Raw genomic sequence first — 19,455 nt, 5'->3', positions numbered from 1 at the left:
GGCACTCCGGGGCACATGAGCGCTATAGTGCGCTTATGAGCGTTCAGCACGAGATCTCCCAGCGTGATCTCCGGAACCGGTCCGGCGAGATCATGGACGCGGTCGAGCACGGGGAGACCTTCACCGTGACCCGCAGTGGTTCGCCCATCGCCCAGCTGGTCCCGCTGTGCCGCCGTCACGCCGTTTCCCGCGACCAGTTCGCCACCGGCTCGGCCAACGCTCCGCTCATCGACCCGGACGGGTTCCGCGCGGACCTCGACGACGCTTTCGAAGGCGAGGCGGAAGATCCCTATGGCCGCTGAGGTCCACGGCCTGCTCGACACGAACATCCTCATCCTCCGGCGGACGATCGACCACGCCCAGCTGCCGGATCTGATGTCGATCAGCACGATCACGCTCGCGGAACTGTCGGCGGGCCCGCACTACGCCACCGATCCGGCCGAGCGGGCCCGGCGTACGGATCTGCTGCAACGAGTGGAGTCCGAATTCGACCCGCTGCCCTTCGGCACCGAAGCGGCCAGGATCTTCGGCAGGGTGTCGGCGTCCGTGCTCGCGATGGGCAGGACGCCCCGGCGGCGGATGGCCGATCTGATGATCGCGAGCGTGGCCATCGCGCACCGGATGCCGTTGTACACCACCAATCCGCAGGATTTCGAAGGCCTGAAGGAACTTCTCGAGGTCGTTCCCGTCACCCGGCCGGGTCGTTAGAACGACTCCGAATCACGCACGACCCCGTGTCGAGGCCCGGTACTGCCCGGGAGCCTGACGGCGAGCGCGGCGGAAGGCCCGGCTGAACGCGTACACCGAGGTGTAGCCGGCCGAGTGGGCGATGGTGTCCACGGTGGCGTCGGTGTCGCGCAGCCGGACGGCGGCCAGGTCCATCCGCCACTGGGTCAGGTACTCGCCCGGCGTCCGGCCGGTGGTTTCGCGGAAGCGCCGGGTCAGCGTGCTGCGCGAGGTCGCCAGCTCCGTCGCGAGCAGGTCGGTGGTCCATGGTTTCGCCGGGTCCTCGTGGATCTTCGCCAGCGCCACGCTGATCAGCGGATCGCCGAGGACGCCGAGCCAGGTTCCCCGCGCCTCGGCCGGTTTCTCGGTTCGCCACGCGCGAAGCAACTGGACCAGCAGGATGTCGACGAGCCGGTTGAGGACGAATTCGGTGGCGATCTGCGGAGAGGCCAGTTCCCGCGACAACAGGCGGACGGTGTCGTCCAGTCCACCGCCGACATGGTTCGCGCGGATGTGCACCAGCTCGGGCAGGGTGGCCAGCACCTGGGTGGACACCGCCGGGTCGTAGTCGTAGGACGCGCCGAGGACATGGGTGTCCACCTCGCCGGACCCGAGGCGCAACACGCCGCCGCAGGCTCGCGCCTTCTCCGCCGCCGTGCACAGGTTGGGAATGATCGCGACGTCCGGAGCGCTGCGCAGAGTGTGCTCCGGGCCGTTCGGCAACAGGACGACGTCGCCGGGCATGAGCTGCCGCGGCGGGTGCCCGGCCAGTTCCAGCCAGGCGGTGCCGCAGGTGACGGCGTAGAAGGCCGCGCGGGTGATGCCGTGCCAGAGGATGCCCCACGGTCCGGACGCCTCGATCCGCGCTCCGGCGGCGCCGCGGACCCCGCCCACGGCGAGTGCTTCGGCCAACAGGTCCATGGCACCGAGGGTAGTGCTACAGGTGGATATCTTCGTGGCGTTTTCAGGTATCGATACGGTCACCGGGTGCGTCATACGATCAAGGTCATGACTGACACGTTCGACTTCGATCAGATCAACCGCACCGTGATCGCCGAGTTCCGCGAGACCGGCGGGAAGGCGGGCGGCATGTTCGAGGGCTACCCGCTCGTCCTGGTCCACCACACCGGCGCGAAGTCCGGCACTCAGCGGATCGCGCCGCTCGTCCCGCTGCTCGAAGGCGACCGGATCTTCATCTTCGCGAGCAAGGGCGGCTCGGACGACAACCCGGCATGGTTCCACAACCTGGTGGCCAATCCGGACACGAAGGTCGAACTCGGCACCGAGACCTTCCCGGTCCGCGCACGGTTGCTCGCCGGCGCCGAGCGCGACGAGGTCTACGCCAGGCAGTCCGCCGTCATGCCGCAGTTCGCCGAGTACCAGAGCAAGACCCGCCGCGTCATCCCGGTCTTCGAGCTGGAGCGGGTCTAGCCCCTCACGCTCAGCCGTTGTGACACCTGGTGTGCGTGGCGATCGCCGAGTCCGGGCACGGTGGCCTTCCCGCACGGCATTGGCGTCATAAGCCTTGGGGCACGGGAGTCCGGTGAACGCCTGACAGCCGCTCAGTTCGACGTGACGAGGTAACCGATCACGGCGGCCTCCAGGACGAGGAACAACGCCACGATCACCACGAGCCCCAGCTTGCGTTCCCGGCGTGAACGATCGGACTCGGTCACCGTGGGTCGCTCCTTCTGTGCTCTCAGTGTTCGGCGAGGATTGGTATAGATACTTTCCCACCAAAAGTATCGGTATCTCGTATGGGCCCGGCAAGGCCCCGGTAATCTCCCGCGCATGGCGGTTGATCGGATGGGTGTGCGGTGTGTGCCGTGGGCCGGGGACATCCGGATGATCCGCGAGCGCCGGTACACGCTCGCCGACGGTGGCCCATGAGCAGCCCGGGCGCGAAGACGTACGCGAAACCGGACACCGGGTTCGCGTGGCTGCGGATGGTCGGGGCGATCCTGGTCGTCTTCGAGCACTGTTTCCCGATCATCGAACCGAGCCGGATCACCAGCCTGCCGTCGAGCTGGAACATCTCGCTGGGGTACTTCGCGCTCATGGGCTTCTTCGCCATGAGCGGCTACCAGATCGCGGACAGCTGGCGGCGGGACTCCTCGTGGTGGCGGTACCTGCTCAAGCGGGTGTTGCGGATCTGGCCGCCGCTGCTGTTCGTGGTCATGGTGACGGCGTTCGTGATCGGGCCACTCGTGACGGTGCTCAGCCCGCGCGAGTACTGGGGGAATCACGACACCTGGGGCTACGTCGTGAACAACGCGATGCTGTACCCGTTGCAGCATCTGCTCCCGGGCGTGTTCACCGAGAACCCGTACCCGTTCTCCGCGAACGGTTCGATCTGGACGCTCCCGATGGAGACCACCGGATATCTGATCGTGCTCGTCATCGGCCTGGTGGGCGGCCTCGCGCGCGGGCGGATCGTGCTGTTCCCGCTGCTGCTGGCGTTCATGGTGGCGGACGGGATCATGGGGGCCTCGGTGGGTTTCCACGGCGACGCGGGCTCGTTGTTCAGCGTGCCGCTGGGGTCGATGGTGGCGTTCCTGGTGGCGTTCGTCCTCGGCATGCTGCTGCACGGTTACCGGGACCTGATCCCGTTGCGCCCGGCCGTCGCGTACGCGCTGGTGGCGCTCTACCTCGTCGCGAACTTCACCCCGCCCATCGAACCCGCGACGCGGTTCATCCTGCCCATCGCCGCGGGCTACGGCGCGATCACCTGGGCGTACCACTGGCCGCGCCGGTTGGACGGCTACGACCAGTGGGTCTATCCCAGTTACGGGATGTACGTGTGGGGAATGCCGGTGCAGCAGCTGTTCACGCTCGCCGGGGTCCGCGATTCGTACCTGCTGATCGTGCTCGCGGTGCCCACCGCGTACGTCTGCGGGGTGGTCTCCTGGCGGCTGATCGAACGGCCGACCCAGAAACTGCGGATCTACCTCCGGGTGCCGGATGAATCCCGGTCCGCCGACGGAAGACCCGCGCCGAACCCGGACACCGAGGTCACCCAGGTGATTCCGGCCGTCCCTCCCGCGCCGAACCCGGACACCGAGATCACCCAGGTGATCCGGGCCGTCCCTCCTGCTTCGCCGCCACGCCGGCCGGCGCCTCAAGTCGCTCGCTTCAGGCCGCGGCCCGGGGCATCGGTGCCGCCACTGGCCCACGGCCGGGAGCGCCGGAACTGACGGGCGGACCGATCCGTTTTGTCGGGGCCCGGTGGTAGGAACGATCCGTGATCCCCAAGATCGATATCCGGCAGCGCCGTGCCCGGCTCGCGACGCGTCATCGCCTCACCGCGCCCGCCGAGTCGGTGCTCGCCGCCGCGGACGCGGTCGTCGCGCTGCACGCCACCGATCCGGCGTCGGTGCACCTGTCGGCGTGGGCGCGTGTCAAAGGCGACGGCGTCGCGGAGCTGGAAAGCGCGCTGTACGAGGAGCGCACGCTGATCCGGATGCTCGGCATGCGCCGCACGGTCTTCGTCCTCGGTCACGAGAACGCGGCGCTCGTGCAGGCCGCGTGTTCCGCCGATATCGCGAAGAAGCAGCGCCGCCTCCTCGAGCAGCACCTCGGCACGCAGGGCCATCCGGAGAACGTGCCGGAGCCGGAACGCTGGCTCGCCGAGGTCGAGGACGCGACCGAGCGCGCGCTGAAGGCCCGCGGTTCCGCCACGGCTCAGCAGCTGTCGGAGGACGAGCCGCGTCTCAAGCAGCAGTTGCTGATGGCCAAGGGCAAGCCGTACGAGGCGATCGCCAACGTCACCAGCCGTGTCCTGTTCCAGCTCGCGGTCGACGGCCGCATCGTGCGCGGCCGCCCGCGCGGCAGCTGGATCAGCAGCCAGTACTACTGGGCCCCGATGGCGGGCTGGCTGCCACAGGGCCTCGCCGAATGGGACGCCGACGCCGCCAGGGCCGAGCTCGCCCGGCGCTGGCTCTACGCCTACGGTCCCGCTCCGATCGCGGACCTCCGTTGGTGGACGGGCTGGACGGCGGGCCAGACGAAGAAGGCCCTCGCGGCGATTCAGCCGGTCGAGGTCGACCTCGACGGCGTTCCCGGCGTGGTCCTCGCCGACGATCTGGAGCCCGTCGAAGAGCCCGGGCCGTGGGTCGCGCTGCTCCCGTCCCTCGATCCGACGTCGATGGGCTGGATCGAGCGCGACTGGTATCTCGGCCCGCACAAGGCGCCGCTGTTCGACGGCACCGGCAACATCGGTCCCACCGTCTGGGCCGACGGCCGCATCGTCGGCGGCTGGGCGCAGCGCCCGGACGGCGAGGTCGTCCACCACTTCCTGGAGGACGTCGGCGCGGACGTCGAACGGGCCGTCGAGGCGGAGGCGAACCACCTGGCCGAGTGGTTCGGAGAGGTGCGAGTCACGCCGCGGATGCGGACTCCGGTGGAGCGACGACTAGCACAGGGAAGCTGAGAGTTTCGACAAGACGGCCTGGTAGCGATGGTCTTAATCGATTCTTGACCTGACCCACCGAGTGGTGGAAGTCTCGTCAGGGCAAAGAGGGTCGCCCGAGCACGCACGCTAGGGTTGCGCCCGAGTAAAGGACGTCTTTCCGAGGCGATCCCGGACGAGTCTCAAGGGAGTGGCAGCAGTGACGGTTCGCGTAGGTGTCAACGGCTTCGGCCGCATCGGCCGCAACTTCTTCCGGGCCGTGCAGGCCGCCGGTCACGACATCGAGGTTGTCGCGTTCAACGACCTCGGCGACGTCGCCACCATGGCCCACCTGCTCAAGTACGACTCCATCCTCGGCCGTTTCCCGGGCGAGGTCAGCGTCAGCGACGAGGGCATCGTCGTCGACGGCAAGACGATCAAGGCCCTCGCCGAGCGCGACCCGGCCAACCTGCCCTGGGGCGACCTCGGCGTGGACGTCGTCGTCGAATCGACCGGTTTCTTCACCACCGGTGACGCCGCCAAGGCGCACCTCGCCGGTGGCGCCAAGAAGGTCATCATCTCCGCGCCCGCCAAGGGCGAGGACCTGACCGTGGTGCTGGGCGTCAACGACGACAAGTACGACGGTTCGCAGAACATCATCTCGAACGCGTCCTGCACCACCAACTGCCTCGGCCCGCTGGCCAAGGTGCTGAACGACGCCTTCGGTGTCGAGCAGGGCCTGATGACCACGATCCACGCGTACACGCAGGACCAGAACCTGCAGGACGCGCCGCACAAGGATCTGCGCCGTGCCCGTGCCGCCGCGCTGAGCATGGTCCCGACCTCGACCGGTGCCGCCAAGGCCATCGGCCTGGTCCTGCCGGAGCTCAACGGCAAGCTCGACGGCTACGCGGTCCGCGTCCCGGTCCCGACCGGTTCGGCCACCGACCTCACCGTCACGCTGACCAAGAGCGCGACCCTCGAGGAGATCAACGCCGCGTACAAGGCCGCCGCCGAGGGCCCCCTTGCCGGCATCCTGCGCTACAGCGACGACCCGATCGTTTCGGCCGACATCGTCACCGACCCGGCGTCCTGCATCTACGACGCGCCGCTGACCAAGGTCATCGGCAACCAGGTCAAGGTCGTCGGCTGGTACGACAACGAGTGGGGCTACTCCAACCGCCTCGCCGACCTCGTCAAGCTCGTCGGCAACAAGCTCTCCTGAGCCATGGCGCTGAAGAACCTCGAAGACCTGCTGGGCGAGGACGTCTCAGGTCGGTACGTACTCGTGCGTTCCGACCTGAACGTCCCGCTCGACGGGAACAAGATCACCGACGACGGCCGCGTCCGCGCGGCCCTGCCGACCCTCAAGCGCCTCGCCGAGGCGGGCGCGAAGGTGGTCGTCACGGCGCACCTCGGCCGTCCCAAGGGCGAGCCGGACCCGAAGTTCTCGCTCGCGCCCGTCGCCGCGAAGCTCACCGAGCTGCTCGGCGTCGACGTCCCGCTGGCCGGTGACCTGGTCGGCGAGTCCGCCAAGGCCACCGTCGCCGGCCTGACCGACGGCCAGGTGGCCCTGCTGGAGAACGTGCGGTTCGACGCGCGCGAGACCAGCAAGGTCGAGGCCGAGCGTCAGGAGCTGGCCGCAGAGCTGGCCGCGCTCGTCCCGGGTGGCGCGTTCGTCTCCGACGGTTTCGGTGTCGTGCACCGCAAGCAGGCCTCGGTCTACGAGATCGCGCGAGCGCTTCCGGCGTACGCGGGCGGTCTGGTGCTGGCCGAGGTCGACGTCCTCAAAAAGCTCACCGAGGACCTGGCTCGGCCGTACGTCGTCGTTCTCGGTGGCGCGAAGGTGTCGGACAAGCTGGGCGTCATCGCCAACCTGCTGACCAAGGTCGACAGGCTGCTCATCGGCGGCGGCATGGCGTACACCTTCCTCAAGGCCCAGGGCCACGAGGTCGGGAACTCGCTGCTGCAGGAGGACCAGCTGGAGCAGGTCCGCGGCTTCCTCGCCGAGGCGGAGAAGCGCGGAGTCGAGCTGATCCTGCCGGTGGACGTCCTCGCCGCGACGGGCTTCGCCGCCGACGCCGAGTTCGACGTCGTCGACGCGAAGTCCATCCCGGCCGAGCGCATGGGGCTCGACATCGGCCCGAAGTCGCGGGAACTGTTCGCGGGCAAACTGGCCGACGCCGCGACCGTGTTCTGGAACGGCCCGATGGGCGTGTTCGAGTTCGAGTCCTTCGCCGGCGGCACCCGTGCCGTGGCCGAAGCGCTGGTCAAGAGCGATGCCTTCACCGTGGTCGGCGGGGGAGACTCCGCCGCGGCCGTGCGGCAGCTCGGCCTGCCCGAGGACGGCTTCTCGCACATCTCGACCGGCGGCGGCGCGTCGCTGGAGTACCTGGAGGGCAAGGAACTGCCCGGAGTCGCTGTGCTGGGAGAGAACGACTAGTGGCGCGCAAACCGCTCATCGCCGGCAACTGGAAGATGAACCAGAACCACCTCGAAGCCATCGCGCTGGTTCAGAAGATCGCCTTCGCCCTGCCGGAGAAGTACTACGCGAAGGTCGACGTCGCGGTCCTGCCGCCGTTCACCGACATCCGCAGCGTCCAGACGCTGACCGACGGCGACAAGCTGTCGCTCACCTACGGCGCCCAGGACCTGTCGCCGCACGACTCCGGTGCCTACACCGGTGACGTGTCGGGCCCGATGCTGGCGAAGCTGGGGTGCAGCTTCGTCACCGTCGGGCACTCGGAGCGGCGTGAGTACCACGGCGAGTCCGACGAACTGGTGAACAAGAAGGTCAAGGCGGCGCTCAAGCACGGCATCACGCCGATCCTGTGCGTGGGGGAGAAGCTCGAGGTCCGCGAGGCCGGCGAGCACATCGCCCACACCACGACCCAGCTGGTCGAGGGTCTCAAGGGGCTCAAGGCCGAGCAGGTCAAGGACGTCGTCGTCGCCTACGAGCCCGTCTGGGCGATCGGGACCGGCAAGGTCGCGACCCCGCAGGACGCCGAGGAGGTGTGCGGAGCCATCCGCGCCACCCTCGCCGAAAAGTACGGTGCCGAGGTCGCGTCCTCGGTCCGCGTGCTCTACGGGGGCTCGGCCAAGGCCAACAACATCAGTGACCTCGTCGCCTGCGAGAACATCGATGGTGCGCTCGTCGGTGGTGCCAGCCTGGATGGTGACGAATTCACCAAACTCTGCGCACTCGCCGCGGGCGGGCCCCTGCCCTGATCGGGGCACCTACCGGGTAACCTGGGTATCCGGTCCGTCACACAGCAGTGGACGAGTCCAGGAGTACGGTGTGTCCTGGCGGTGCTGGGTTGTTTCAAATCCCGGCCGCCTGTGCACACCGTTTTCCTGCATTCTCCAAGAGCGCAGAGGATGACATGAAGCTGTTCCTGCAAATCCTGTTGATCGCCTCCAGCGTGCTGCTGGTGGTCGCCGTGTTGCTGCACCGCGGCCGTGGTGGCGGTCTGTCTTCGCTGTTCGGTGGCGGTATGCAGTCGAGCCTCTCCGGCTCGAGCGTGGCCGAGAAGAACCTCGACCGGATCACGCTGCTACTGGGCGCGGTGTGGCTGATCAGCATCATCGGCCTCGGGCTCCTGCTCAAGGTCTGATCGACCCAGGTGTTTCGGCGTGCCTATGGGGGGCGCGCCGCCGATCCCTATAGGTGTGAGGATTCATGGTTGGCGGTAACGCGATTCGGGGCACCCGTGTGGGTGCCGGTCCTTCGGGCGAATCGGAACGGGGTGAGTCGGCGCCGCGGCGCCGTATTTCCTACTGGTGCGCCAACGGGCACGAGGCACAGCCCTCGTTCTCGATGGACGCCGAGATTCCCGACGAGTGGGATTGCCCGCGCTGCGGACTCCCCGGTGGGCAGGACGAGAAGAACCCTCCTGCCGCGCCGCGGACCGAGCCTTACAAGACTCACCTCGCGTACGTGAAGGAACGGCGTTCCGACGCCGACGGCGAGGCCATTCTCGCCGAGGCGCTGGAGCGGTTGCGCCAGCGCCGGGAGATCTAGTCACCGCTGTTCAGGGCTGAGTCCGCGTCCGCTATCCCGTCGCCAGGGCGGTGGGATAGCGGGGCCCGCGGCCATCCGGGTTCAGCGCAGCTCCGCCGACCGGCCGGTCATCGGTCGAGCGGGTACCGGGCACGCACCCGGAACCCGCCGTCCTCGGTGTCGGCGGTCTCGAAGCTCCCACCCAGCAGTCGAGCGCGTTCGGCCAGCCCGGTCAGCCCGTGCCCTCCCGAGGGCAGGGCCGCACCGGGGGTCCGGGCGCGCTCGTTGCGTATTTCGACCTTGAGCGAACCGTGCTCCCCTTGGATCCGGATGGTGGCGGTGGCGCCGGGCGCGTGCTTGTGCACGTTGGTCAGGCATTCCTGCACCGTCCGGTAGGCCGCCGCCGAAACCTGGCTGGGCAGCAGGTCGGGGATCCGCTCGACGGTCAGGTGCACCGGGACGTCCGAACCGCGGATCAGCCGGTCGAGTTCGTTGATCCCCGGCCGGGGCCCGTCGTCTTCGGAGCCCGAGCGGAGCACGCTCACGAGTGAACGCAGTTCCTCGAGCGTCTTGGTGCTCAGCTTCCGGATGACCTGCGCGGTTTCGAGGGAGCGGGCGTCGGTGGTCTGCGCCTGCAGTGCGCCGGCCTGCATCGCGATCAGGGTGATCTGGTGCGAGACGACGTCGTGCATCTCCCGCGCGAGGCGGGCGCGTTCCTCCGCACGCACGGCGTCGGCGTGGAAGCGGCGCTCACGATCGCGGCTGGCGGCGAGTTCGGAGAGCTTCTGCGAGATCTCGGTCCGCGCTCCGATGAGCAGGCCGATGGCCACCGGCATCCCGGCGACGATGACGCCGTAGATGCCGTCCAGGACGTGCTCGCGCCAGCTGAGTTCGACGAAGTCGGCCAGCGGCCACTGGACGAACCGGCAGGTGAAGACGAGGGCGAACCCGGTCCAGGTCTGCCAGTGCATCTGTTTGCGGGTGGCGAGGAAGCCGAGTGCGATCATCGCGGCCAGCTGTGACCAGCCCGCCAGGAACCCGGGGACGGTGACGATCACCGCGAGGAACGGCAACTTGCGCCGGAAGGCGAGGCCGAGGCACGCGGCGCCGGACAGGTAGATCGAGTACGGCTGAGCCTTCTCGGGGATCACCAGCCACACGTCGAGCGCGGCCAGGAAGATCGCGAGTGTGTCGATGCCCAGCGCGACCAGCGCCGGGCGTTTGATCTTGGCGAACGAAATGACCCCGGCGGCACGGCGCATCCGGTCGGCGGCGTCCGCTCCGGAGCCGCCCACCGAGATACCTGGCATCGAGAGACCCTCTGTGCTCATCGCTGGCGACCTCACTCGTCTTGTGGACTTGGATGGTGAGACGTGTTCTTCGCCCGAACGGGACGCGCAGGAACGAACAAATGTGCGGATGCTAACGGGTGGATGTACAAGGGCGGTAAGTTTCCCCCAGTCGGGCTAGCGACTGTCCGGTCACTGTCCGCTCTGCGGACAAGTGCATGAACGTTCGGTCGGTCGAATCCACACCGGACCACCCGGGCTCGGTGGTCCGTCGATCGTTTCGACGCGCGAACAAGTCCTCTCTGATGCCGAAGCCCCCGGAAGTTGATCTACGTCACGTTTCGTGGCCGCGCGGTGACCCTGCCGCGCATTCTTCCCGTCCTTCAGCGTAGGGAAGGAGGCCTTCGCGGACTTCCGCCATGGGGGTATCACTACCGGGTGGTCGCGCTCGAACTCGCGACTCGCGTGCCTGAAGGCGTAACTCGCGTGCTTGAAGGCGTAACTCGCAGATACGCCTCCAAGCACGCGAGTTACGTCTCTGATCACGCGAGTCGCGCCTTGGGGCACCTCGCCCGCAGCCACCCGAAGCGCGTGAAGGCCCCCTTCCCTCGGCTCAGCCGAGGGAAGGGGGCCTTCACGCGTGAAAGGTCAGGCGGACGGAGTCTCGTAGACCTTCGTGAGTTTCGAGGCGGAGCCTCGGTCCAGCAGCCAGAGCGTGCGACGCGAGCCGCGTGCTCCCGCCACCGGGATCTCGACCTCGCCCGCACCGGCCAGCGCCTGCGCGACGGCGTCGGCCTTGGCGTCGCCGCCGGTGACCAGCCAGATGTCCTGCGCGCGACGGATCGCGGGCAGGGTCAGCGAGATCCGGGTCGGCGGCGGCTTCGGGCAGTCCCGCACGGCGACGACCGAGCGCTCCTTTTCGTGCACCGCCGGGCTGTCGGGGAAGATCGAGGCGGTGTGCCCCTCCCCGCCGAGCCCCAGCAGCATGATGTCGAACGCCGCGTCGTTGGCCGCCAGGACCTCCGCGTAGGCCGCGGCCGCCGCATCGACGTCGTCGCCGAACTCGCCGTCCGAGGGTGCCATGGCGTGCACCCGCTTCGGGTCGAGCGGGACGTGGTCGAGCAGCGCCTCGCGGGCCTGCTTCTCGTTGCGGTCGTCCGAGTCCGCCGGGACGAAGCGCTCGTCACCCCAGTAGAGGTCCAGACGCGACCAGTCGATGGCGTCACGGGCACTGGACTCGCGCAGTTCGCGCAGGATCGCGATCCCGGTGCCGCCGCCGGTGAGCACCACCGAAGCGGAGCCCTTGGCGGCCTGGACGTCGACGATCCGGGTGACCAGCCTGGCCGCCGCGGCGGCGGCCAGGAGATCCGGGTTCTCGTAGACGACGACCTCGGTCTTGCTCATGAGGCGCTCTTCGCGGTCTTGGCGGCCGGAGCCTTCTTCGTCGCCGGAGCCGTCTTCTTCGCCGGAGCGGCCTTGGCCGCGGTGCCCGACGAGATCTTGCCCAGCCCGTTCAGCGAAGCCTCGTAGACCTCGTCCGGGTCGAGCCGCCGCAGCTCCTCGATCAGGCAGTCCTTGTTGTTCCGCCGCTGCAGGGCGATACGGCGCGTCGGCTGGCCCGGCTGGGTCAGCATGCCGACCCGCCCGTCCGGCCGGTGCAGTTCCACCGGCCCGGAACGCCGGTCCAGCGTCACCGAGATGATGCCCGCGGCACCGCTGCTCTTGACCCGCTTCACCGGCACCTTGAGGTACTCGGCCAGCCAGCCGGCGAGCAGTTCGGTCGACGGCGAGTCGGCCTCACCGGTCACGGTCGCGCCGGTGACCTTCTCATGTGGCGGAAGGTCCAAAGCGGACACCAGCTGTGCGCGCCAGCTGGTCAGCCGGGTCCACGCCAGGTCGGTGTCACCCTCCACATAGGACTTCGCCCGCGTGGTGAGTGCCCTTATGGGCGCCTTTTCCGCCGCCGAGTCGGTGATCCGGCGCTGCGCCAGCTCACCGAGCGGGTCCTTGGCCGGAGCCTTCGGACCGGTGCCCGGCCACCAGGTGACGATCGGCGCGTCCGGCAGCAGCAACGGCACGACCGCGCTCTGTCCCTGCGAGGCCAGCGGGCCGTAGAGCCGCAGGACGATGACCTCGCTCGCGCCGGCGTCCCCGCCGACCCGGATCTGGCCGTCGATCCGCGGCGCCGCGGTCCGCGCGCCCTTGGCCACCACGATCACCCGCGAGGGGTGTTCCCGGCTGGCCTCGTTGGCGGCTTCGATCGCCTCTTCGAGTTTGTCGTCGTCGTCGGCGACTATGACCAGCGTCAGCACGCGGCCGAGCGCGACCTGCCCGCCCTGTTCGCGGATCTCGACGAGTTTCTTGTTCAGCTGCGACGTCGTGGTCGACGGCAGGTCGATGATCACGGACGCCTCCAGTTCCGGCCGGTACGCTCCAGCATTTCGTCCGCGGACGGCGGTCCCCACGAACCGGGCGGGTACGCCTCGGGCGCGCCCTTCTTGGCCCAGTGGTCGAGGATCGGGTCCAGGATCTCCCAGGACAGTTCGACCTCTTCGTTCACCGGGAACAGCGATGGTTCGCCGAGCAGCACGTCCAGGATGAGCCGTTCATAGGCCTCCGGGGACGACTCGGTGAACGCGTGCCCGTAGCCGAAGTCCATGGTGACGTCGCGGACCTCCATCGTGGTCCCCGGCACCTTCGACCCGAACCGCAGCGTGATGCCCTCGTCGGGCTGTACCCGGATCACCAGCGCATTCTGGCCCAGTTCCTCGGTGGAGGTCGAGTCGAACGGAAGATGCGGCGCCCGCTTGAACACCACGGCGATCTCGGTGACCCGGCGGCCCAGCCGCTTGCCGGTGCGCAGGTAGAACGGAACCCCCGCCCAGCGGCGGTTCTGCACCTCCAGCGTCACGGCGGCGTAGGTCTCGGTGATCGAGTCCTTCGCGAAACCGCCCTCCTGCAGCAGGCCCGGCACCTTCATGCCGCCCTGCCAGCCGCCCGCGTACTGCCCGCGCGCGGTGGTCTCGTCGAACGGCGCCAGCGGCTTGGTCGCCGAAAGCACCTTGACCTTCTCCGCCCGGAGCGCGCGCGGAGCGAACGAGACCGGCTCCTCCATCGCGGTCAGCGCGAGGAGCTGCAGCAGGTGGTTCTGGATGACGTCGCGTGCGGCGCCGATACCGTCGTAGTACCCCGCGCGGCCGCCGAGACCGATGTCCTCGGCCATGGTGATCTGCACGTGGTCGACGTAGTTGGCGTTCCAGATCGGCTCGAACAGCTGGTTGGCGAACCGCAGCGCCAGCAGGTTCTGCACCGTCTCCTTGCCGAGGTAGTGGTCGATGCGGAACACCGACTCCTCGGGGAAGACGTCGTTCACGATCTCGTTGAGCTCCTTGGCGCTCTTGAGATCGCGGCCGAAGGGCTTCTCGATGACGACACGGCGCCAGGTGTCTTCGCTCGCCTCGGCGAGACCGGAGCGGGCGAGCTGCTTGGTCACCACCGGGAACGCGCTCGGCGGGATCGACAGGTAGAACGCGGTGTTGCCACCGGTGCCCCGTTCGGCGTCGAGGTCCTTGACCGTCTGCGCGAGCCGGTCGAAGGCGTCGTCGTCGTCGAAGGTGCCCTGGACGAAGCGGATCCCTTCGGCGAGCCGGTTCCACACCGACTCCTTGAACGGCGTCCGCGCGTGCTCCTTGACCGAGTCGTGCACGAGCTCGCCGAAGTCCTGGTGCTCCCAGTCCCGCCGGGCGAACCCGACGAGCGAGAACCCGGCGGGCAGCAGCCCGCGGTGGGCGAGGTCGTAGATCGCCGGCATCAGCTTCTTGCGGGCGAGGTCACCGGTGACGCCGAAGATCACCAGACTGGACGGCCCGGCGATCCGCGGCAGCCGCTTGTCGCGCGGGTCGCGCAGCGGGTTGTTCCAGGCTCGTGTCACTCGCCGGCCTCCTGTACCGCGCGGACCAGTTCGGCCAGGCCGGCGGCCCGGTCGGTGAGGTGCAGGCGCAGCACCGGACGGCCGTGCTCGGCGAGCACCTGGCCGTCGCCCAGTGCCTGCGCGTGCTGCAGGACGCCGAGCGTGTACGGCCGGTCCGGAACGTCGAGATCGTCCTCGACGGCGCCGGTGATCTGCAGGAAGACACCGTTCTGGTGCCCGCCCTTGTGGTACTGCCCGGTCGAGTGCAGGAACCGCGGCCCCCACCCGAAGGTGGTCTGGCGGCCGGTGCGCTTGGCGATCTCGCCGCGCAGGACCGCCGTCGACGCGTCGTCGAGCCGGTCGAGGTACGCCTGCACCGCGATGTAGCCGGTTTCCGGAGCGGAATCGAAGAAAGCCCGCAGGATTTCCGCGAGCTTTCCGTCGGTGGCAACACCCGCCGAGCCGAACACCTCGACCGCGCCGTCCACAGTGGACGGCTTCTCGCCGCCCTTGAGCTTGTCCGGGTTGTCCAGCAGCGACCGCGCGGCCTTCTTGGCGGCCTCGACGTCGGGCTGGTCGAACGGGTTGATCCCGAGCAGCCGTCCGGCGAGCGCGGTGGCGAACTCCCACAGCAGGAACTGCGCGCCGAGCGAACCGGTCACGGAGATCTTCGCCGCGCCTTCCGCCTCGCCGACGGCCACCGGAGTGGCGTCGCCCTTGGCGTCGGCGAACCCGGGGGAGTCCGGGCCCTCGACGGCGACCGGGAGGAGACCGGTGCCCTGTTTGCCGGTGGACTCGGCGATCAACTGCTCCGCCCAGTCGGCGAAGCCCTTGATCCCGGAACCGGTGTCGCCGATGACGACCTTCTCGGCACCCTTTTCGTGCGCCGCGGCCCACGCCGCCGCGAGCTTGACCGCGGGGTTGTCCACGGAATCGGCGGCCAGCTCGTCGGCCACCGAAGCGGCCTGGTCGAGCAGACGGGCGACGTCCGCGCCGGCGAGCCCGGCCGGGACGAGCCCGAACGCGGTCAGCGCCGAGTAGCGGCCTCCGACGTTCGGGTCGGCGAGGAAGACCTTGCGGTAACCCTCCTTTTCGGACAGTTCCGCGAACGGCGAGCCGGGGTCGGTGACGACCACGATCCGCCGGGCCGCGTCGATGCCCGCGTCGGCGAAGGCCTTCGCGAAGATCCGGCGGTGGCTGTCGGTCTCGACGGTGCCGCCGGATTTCGACGACACGACGATGACCGTGCGCTCCAGGTCACCGGCCAGAGCGTCGGCGACCTGACCCGGGTCGGTGGTGTCGAGGACCGTCAGCGGGACGCCGTCGGTCGCGGTGATGACCTCGGGGGCCAGCGACGAACCGCCCATGCCCGCGAGGACGACACGGTCGACGCCCTCGGAGCGCAGGTCGGTCCGCAGTGCCTCGATCTCGCCGATCAACGGCCGCGAGGACTTGTGCAGCGTCGTCCACGAGAGACGGATCGACGCTTCGGACTCGGCTTCGGGACCCCACAGTGTGGCGTCCTGGGACGCCAGTTTCGATGCGCCCTGGTCGGCGACGAGCCGCTCCGCGAACGGAGCGGCTTCGCCGGCCAGGGCGGCGTCGACGATTTCGACGCCGGTCGTTTCCCCTGCCATGGTCGGTGATCAGTCCTTTGCCTTTTCCAGCTGCCCGGTGACGGTCTCGAGAAGTTCGGTCCACGACTTCTCGAACTTTTCGACGCCCTCGTTCTCGAGGGTGAGGAAAACGTCGGTGATGTCGATGCCGACAGCGCTCAGCTTGTCGAAGACGGCCTGCGCGTCGGTGCCCTTGCCGGTCACCGTGTCACCGGTGATCTCGGCGTGGTCGCCCGCGGCTTCGAGGGTCTTCTCCGGCATCGTGTTGACCGTGTCCTTGACGACGAGCTGGTCCACGTAGCGGGTGTCGGAGTACTGCGGGTCCTTCACGCCGGTGGAGGCCCACAGCGGACGCTGCGGGTTCGCGCCTGCCTCGGCGAGCGCCTTCCAGCGGTCCGAAGCGAACAGCTCCTCGAACGCCGCGTACGCGAGCCGCGCGTTGGCGATGGCGGCCTCACCACGCAGCGCGGTGGCGGCGTCGGTGCCGATCGCGTCGAGCCGCTTGTCGATCTCGGTGTCCACACGGGACACGAAGAACGACGCGACCGAGTGGATGCCCTTGAGATCGTGTCCGTTGGCCTTCGCCTGCTCAAGCCCGGCGAAGTAGGCCTCGATGACCGCCCGGTACCGCTCGACCGAGAAGATCAGCGTGACGTTGACGCTGATGCCCTCGGCCAGGGTCTTGGTGATCGCCGGGAGACCCTCTTCGGTGGCCGGGATCTTGATCAGCACGTTCGGCCGGTCCACGGTCTTCCACAGGTCCTGCGCCTCGGCCACCGTCTTGTCGGAATCCTTGGCCAGCCGCGGGTCCACCTCGATGGACACCCGGCCGTCGACCCCGTTCGTGGCGGTGTAGACGTCGCGGAACAGGTCCGCGGCGTTGCGCACGTCGGTGGTGGTCAGCTCGCGGATGGTGGCCTCGACGTCGGCGCCGCGGGCGGCGAGCTCCTTGGTCTGCTCGTCGTACGCCTCGCCCTTCGACATCGCGTTGGCGAAGATCGTGGGGTTGGTCGTCACGCCGACGACGTGCTTGTCGCGGATCAGGGCGGCGAGGTTGCCGGTGTTCAGGCGCTCACGGGACAGGTCGTCGAGCCAGATCGAGACGCCTGCCTCGGACAGCTGAGCGAGCTTGTCGTTGCTCATTGCTGTGTCATCCCCTTCAGTTCTTGGTGTTGGCGATCGAGCGACGGGCGGCCTCGACGACTGCCTCCGCGGTGAAACCGAACTCACGGAACAGTGTGGCGGCGTCGGCCGAAGCACCGAAGTGCTCGATCGAAACGTTCACCCCGGCGTCACCGGTGAAGCGGTGCCACGACTGGGCGATACCGGCTTCCACGGAAACGCGTGCCTTGACCGACGGCGGGATGACCGAGTCCTTGTAGGACTGGTCCTGCGCGTCGAACCACTCGACACACGGCATCGAGACGACGCTCGCCGGGATGCCGTCGGCCTCGAGGGTCTTGCGGGCCTCGACGGCCAGCTGGACTTCGGAGCCGGTCGCGATCAGCACGACCTCGGGGTTGCCGTCGGACGCTTCGGCGAGGACGTAACCGCCCCGCTTGACGCCTTCGGCGCTGGTGCCCTCCAGGACCGGCACGTTCTGCCGGGTCAGCGCGAGGCCCGACGGGTGGTGGACGTCCTCCAGGACGGCCTTCCACGCGTACGCGGTCTCGTTGGCGTCCGCCGGGCGGACGACGTTGAGGCCGGGGATGGCGCGCAGGGCGGAGAGCTGCTCGATCGGCTGGTGGGTGGGGCCGTCCTCGCCCAGGCCGATCGAGTCGTGCGTCCACACGTAGGTGACCGGCGCCTTCATCAGCGCGGCCAGCCGCACGGGCGGGCGCATGTAGTCGGAGAAGATCAGGAACGTCGCGCCGTAGGGGCGGGTGCCGCCGTGCAGCGCGATGCCGTTGAGGATCGAGCCCATCGCGTGCTCGCGGATGCCGAAGTGCAGCGTCCGGCCGTACGGGCTGGTCTTCCACATGTCGGTGGAAGCCTTCTCCGGGCCGAACGAGTCGGCCCCCTTCATGGTGGTGTTGTTGCTCTCCGCGAGGTCCGCGGAACCGCCCCACAGCTCGGGAAGCGGCTCGGCGAGGGCGTTGAGCACCTCACCGGAGGCCTTGCGGGTCGCGATGCCCTTGGCGTCCGGCTCCCACTTCGGCAGGTTGTCCGCGAAGCCCTCGGGCAGCGTGCGGGTCGACATCCGGTCCGCGATCTTCTTGCGCTCCGGGTTCGCGGCGCCCCACGCCTCGAACTTCTCCTGCCATTCGGCGCGGGCGGTCTTGCCGCGGTCGACCGCCTGGCGGGTGTGCGCGATGACCTCGTCGTCGACCTGGAAGCTCTGCTCCGGGTCGAAGCCCAGGATCTCCTTGACCGCGGCGACCTCTTCGGCGCCGAGCGCGGCACCGTGTGCCTTGCCGGTGCCCATCTTCTTCGGCGCCGGGTACCCGATGACGGTCTTCAGCGCGATGAACGACGGGCGCTCGGTCTCGGCCTTCGCGGCCTTGATGGCCTCTTCGATCGCGACGACGTCTTCGCCACCCTCGACGACCTGGGTGTGCCACCCGTACGCCTCGTAGCGCTTCACGACGTCTTCGGACAGCGCGATCTTGGTGTCGTCCTCGATCGAGATCTCGTTGTCGTCCCAGAAGACGATCAGGTTGCCCAGCTCCTGGCGGCCGGCGATCGAGGAGGCCTCGGCGGTGACGCCCTCTTCGATGTCACCGTCGGAGGCGACGACGTAGACGTAGTGGTCGAAGATGCTCTCGCCCTGCGGAGCGTCCGGGTCCAGCAGACCGCGCTCGCGGCGGGCCGCCATCGCCATGCCGACCGCGTTGGCCAGGCCCTGTCCGAGCGGGCCGGTGGTGGTCTCGACGCCCTTGGTGTGGCGGTACTCCGGGTGACCCGGGGTCTTCGAGTCCCACTTGCGCAGCTGCTTCAGGTCTTCCAGCTCCAGGCCGAACCCGGCGAGGTACAGCTGGATGTAGAGGGTGAGGCTCGAGTGGCCGGCGGAGAGGACGAAGCGGTCACGAGCGGGCCACTCGGGGTCCGCCGGGTCATGACGCAGCGTCCGCTGGAAGAGCGTGTACGCGAGCGGCGCCAGGCTCATCGCGGTGCCGGGGTGACCGCTGCCGCAGTTCTCGACCGCGTCCGCGGCGAGCACCCGAACGGTGTCGACGGCCCGCGTGTCGAGGTCGGTCCAGTCGGCGGGCACGTTGCGCCGGAGGAGTGGGTTCTTCTCGCTGGTAGAGGCGGTTTCGGACACTGAACTCGAACTCCCCGTCATCAGGTTGTGGCTTCTCTTCCCTCGTGGGTAACCCATGGGTACCGCTACTAATCTCAATCGATCCGGAAGGGACGATATTCCTGGTCCGGGCCGTTCGCAGAGGTACGCCGCGAGCTACCGCGGCCAGCCTAATGGTTCGGCCGGTCGAGGACCCGCGATCACCCTCTGGAAACAGCACGTCTAACATCGGGGAAGGGTTCAGAACACTCCGGATCCGGGGCCGCCACATCACCCGGAAGCCTGG

18 protein-coding genes are annotated in these 19,455 nt (G+C 68.7%); 10 read left to right on the top strand and 8 right to left on the bottom strand.

Annotated features, from left to right (window positions below; all coding sequences use genetic code 11):
- Positions 1 to 35 precede the first annotated feature (35 nt).
- Positions 36 to 302, top strand: a complete 267-nt coding sequence (locus BLW75_RS09855; RefSeq protein ID WP_034311745.1) for a type II toxin-antitoxin system Phd/YefM family antitoxin — start codon at positions 36 to 38, stop codon at positions 300 to 302.
- Positions 292 to 708 (top strand): type II toxin-antitoxin system VapC family toxin, encoded by a 417-nt coding sequence (locus BLW75_RS09850; RefSeq protein ID WP_034311747.1) that lies wholly within the window; start codon positions 292 to 294, stop codon positions 706 to 708. Before BLW75_RS09855 ends, BLW75_RS09850 begins: the two co-directional genes overlap by 11 nt.
- Before the next feature lie 12 nt (positions 709 to 720).
- Here BLW75_RS09850 and BLW75_RS09845 read toward each other — a convergent pair whose 3' ends face one another.
- A complete protein-coding gene (locus BLW75_RS09845; RefSeq protein ID WP_034311748.1) occupies positions 721 to 1,647 on the bottom strand; it encodes an AraC family transcriptional regulator in 927 nt (308 codons plus the stop codon).
- An 87-nt stretch (positions 1,648 to 1,734) separates the two neighbouring features.
- On the opposite strand from BLW75_RS09845, the gene BLW75_RS09840 reads away from it, so the two are divergent.
- The 8 genes from BLW75_RS09840 to BLW75_RS09805 all read left to right on the top strand — a co-directional run bounded on the left by BLW75_RS09840 (position 1,735) and on the right by BLW75_RS09805 (position 9,134).
- Positions 1,735 to 2,157 (top strand): nitroreductase family deazaflavin-dependent oxidoreductase, encoded by a 423-nt coding sequence (locus BLW75_RS09840; protein ID WP_034311895.1) that lies wholly within the window; start codon positions 1,735 to 1,737, stop codon positions 2,155 to 2,157.
- A gap of 455 nt (positions 2,158 to 2,612) precedes the next feature.
- Positions 2,613 to 3,920 carry an acyltransferase family protein gene (locus tag BLW75_RS09835; RefSeq protein WP_091597252.1) on the top strand — a complete coding sequence of 436 codons (1,308 nt, stop codon included), beginning with the start codon at positions 2,613 to 2,615 and terminating at the stop codon, positions 3,918 to 3,920.
- Between the two features lie 47 nt (positions 3,921 to 3,967).
- Positions 3,968 to 5,155 (top strand): winged helix DNA-binding domain-containing protein, encoded by a 1,188-nt coding sequence (locus BLW75_RS09830; RefSeq protein ID WP_034311749.1) that lies wholly within the window; start codon positions 3,968 to 3,970, stop codon positions 5,153 to 5,155.
- A 178-nt stretch (positions 5,156 to 5,333) separates the two neighbouring features.
- Positions 5,334 to 6,338 carry a type I glyceraldehyde-3-phosphate dehydrogenase gene (gap, locus tag BLW75_RS09825; RefSeq protein WP_034311751.1) on the top strand — a complete coding sequence of 335 codons (1,005 nt, stop codon included), beginning with the start codon at positions 5,334 to 5,336 and terminating at the stop codon, positions 6,336 to 6,338.
- A gap of 9 nt (positions 6,339 to 6,347) precedes the next feature.
- Positions 6,348 to 7,556: a phosphoglycerate kinase gene (locus BLW75_RS09820; protein ID WP_277814956.1), complete on the top strand. Its 1,209-nt coding sequence runs from the start codon at positions 6,348 to 6,350 to the stop codon at positions 7,554 to 7,556.
- On the top strand, positions 7,556 to 8,341 hold the full coding sequence (gene tpiA, locus BLW75_RS09815) for a triose-phosphate isomerase (RefSeq protein WP_034311753.1): 786 nt from the start codon (positions 7,556 to 7,558) through the stop codon (positions 8,339 to 8,341). The genes BLW75_RS09820 and tpiA overlap by 1 nt, the downstream gene beginning before the upstream one ends.
- Positions 8,342 to 8,496: 155 nt before the next feature.
- A complete protein-coding gene (gene secG, locus BLW75_RS09810; protein ID WP_016333144.1) occupies positions 8,497 to 8,727 on the top strand; it encodes a preprotein translocase subunit SecG in 231 nt (76 codons plus the stop codon).
- A gap of 65 nt (positions 8,728 to 8,792) precedes the next feature.
- Complete coding sequence (locus tag BLW75_RS09805) at positions 8,793 to 9,134, top strand: RNA polymerase-binding protein RbpA (RefSeq protein WP_034311760.1); 342 nt, start codon at positions 8,793 to 8,795, stop codon at positions 9,132 to 9,134.
- A 107-nt stretch (positions 9,135 to 9,241) separates the two neighbouring features.
- On the opposite strand, the gene BLW75_RS09800 is transcribed toward BLW75_RS09805, so the two are convergent.
- The 7 genes from BLW75_RS09800 to tkt form a co-directional block, all read right to left on the bottom strand.
- Positions 9,242 to 10,444, bottom strand: coding sequence for a sensor histidine kinase (locus BLW75_RS09800; RefSeq protein WP_167373484.1), 1,203 nt, complete (start codon positions 10,442 to 10,444; stop codon positions 9,242 to 9,244).
- Positions 10,445 to 11,050: 606 nt separating this feature from the next.
- Positions 11,051 to 11,806, bottom strand: a complete 756-nt coding sequence (gene pgl / locus BLW75_RS09795; protein WP_034311764.1) for a 6-phosphogluconolactonase — start codon at positions 11,804 to 11,806, stop codon at positions 11,051 to 11,053.
- Positions 11,803 to 12,807 carry a glucose-6-phosphate dehydrogenase assembly protein OpcA gene (opcA, locus tag BLW75_RS09790; protein ID WP_034311766.1) on the bottom strand — a complete coding sequence of 335 codons (1,005 nt, stop codon included), beginning with the start codon at positions 12,805 to 12,807 and terminating at the stop codon, positions 11,803 to 11,805. The genes pgl and opcA overlap by 4 nt, the downstream gene beginning before the upstream one ends.
- A complete protein-coding gene (gene zwf / locus BLW75_RS09785; RefSeq protein WP_034311769.1) occupies positions 12,804 to 14,333 on the bottom strand; it encodes a glucose-6-phosphate dehydrogenase in 1,530 nt (509 codons plus the stop codon). The genes opcA and zwf overlap by 4 nt, the downstream gene beginning before the upstream one ends.
- A complete protein-coding gene (locus BLW75_RS09780) occupies positions 14,330 to 15,949 on the bottom strand; it encodes a glucose-6-phosphate isomerase (RefSeq protein ID WP_034311771.1) in 1,620 nt (539 codons plus the stop codon). The genes zwf and BLW75_RS09780 overlap by 4 nt, the downstream gene beginning before the upstream one ends.
- 9 nt (positions 15,950 to 15,958) lie before the next feature.
- Positions 15,959 to 17,071: a transaldolase gene (tal, locus tag BLW75_RS09775; RefSeq protein WP_034311774.1), complete on the bottom strand. Its 1,113-nt coding sequence runs from the start codon at positions 17,069 to 17,071 to the stop codon at positions 15,959 to 15,961.
- Between the two features lie 16 nt (positions 17,072 to 17,087).
- Positions 17,088 to 19,190: a transketolase gene (tkt, locus tag BLW75_RS09770; RefSeq protein ID WP_034311777.1), complete on the bottom strand. Its 2,103-nt coding sequence runs from the start codon at positions 19,188 to 19,190 to the stop codon at positions 17,088 to 17,090.
- Positions 19,191 to 19,455 lie beyond the last annotated feature (265 nt).

It is taken from the genome of Amycolatopsis lurida, from assembly GCF_900105055.1.
Lineage (GTDB): Bacteria > Actinomycetota > Actinomycetes > Mycobacteriales > Pseudonocardiaceae > Amycolatopsis > Amycolatopsis lurida.
Note: the sequence above shows the minus strand (reverse complement) of the source record. Positions and strands in the feature narration are given on the sequence as shown.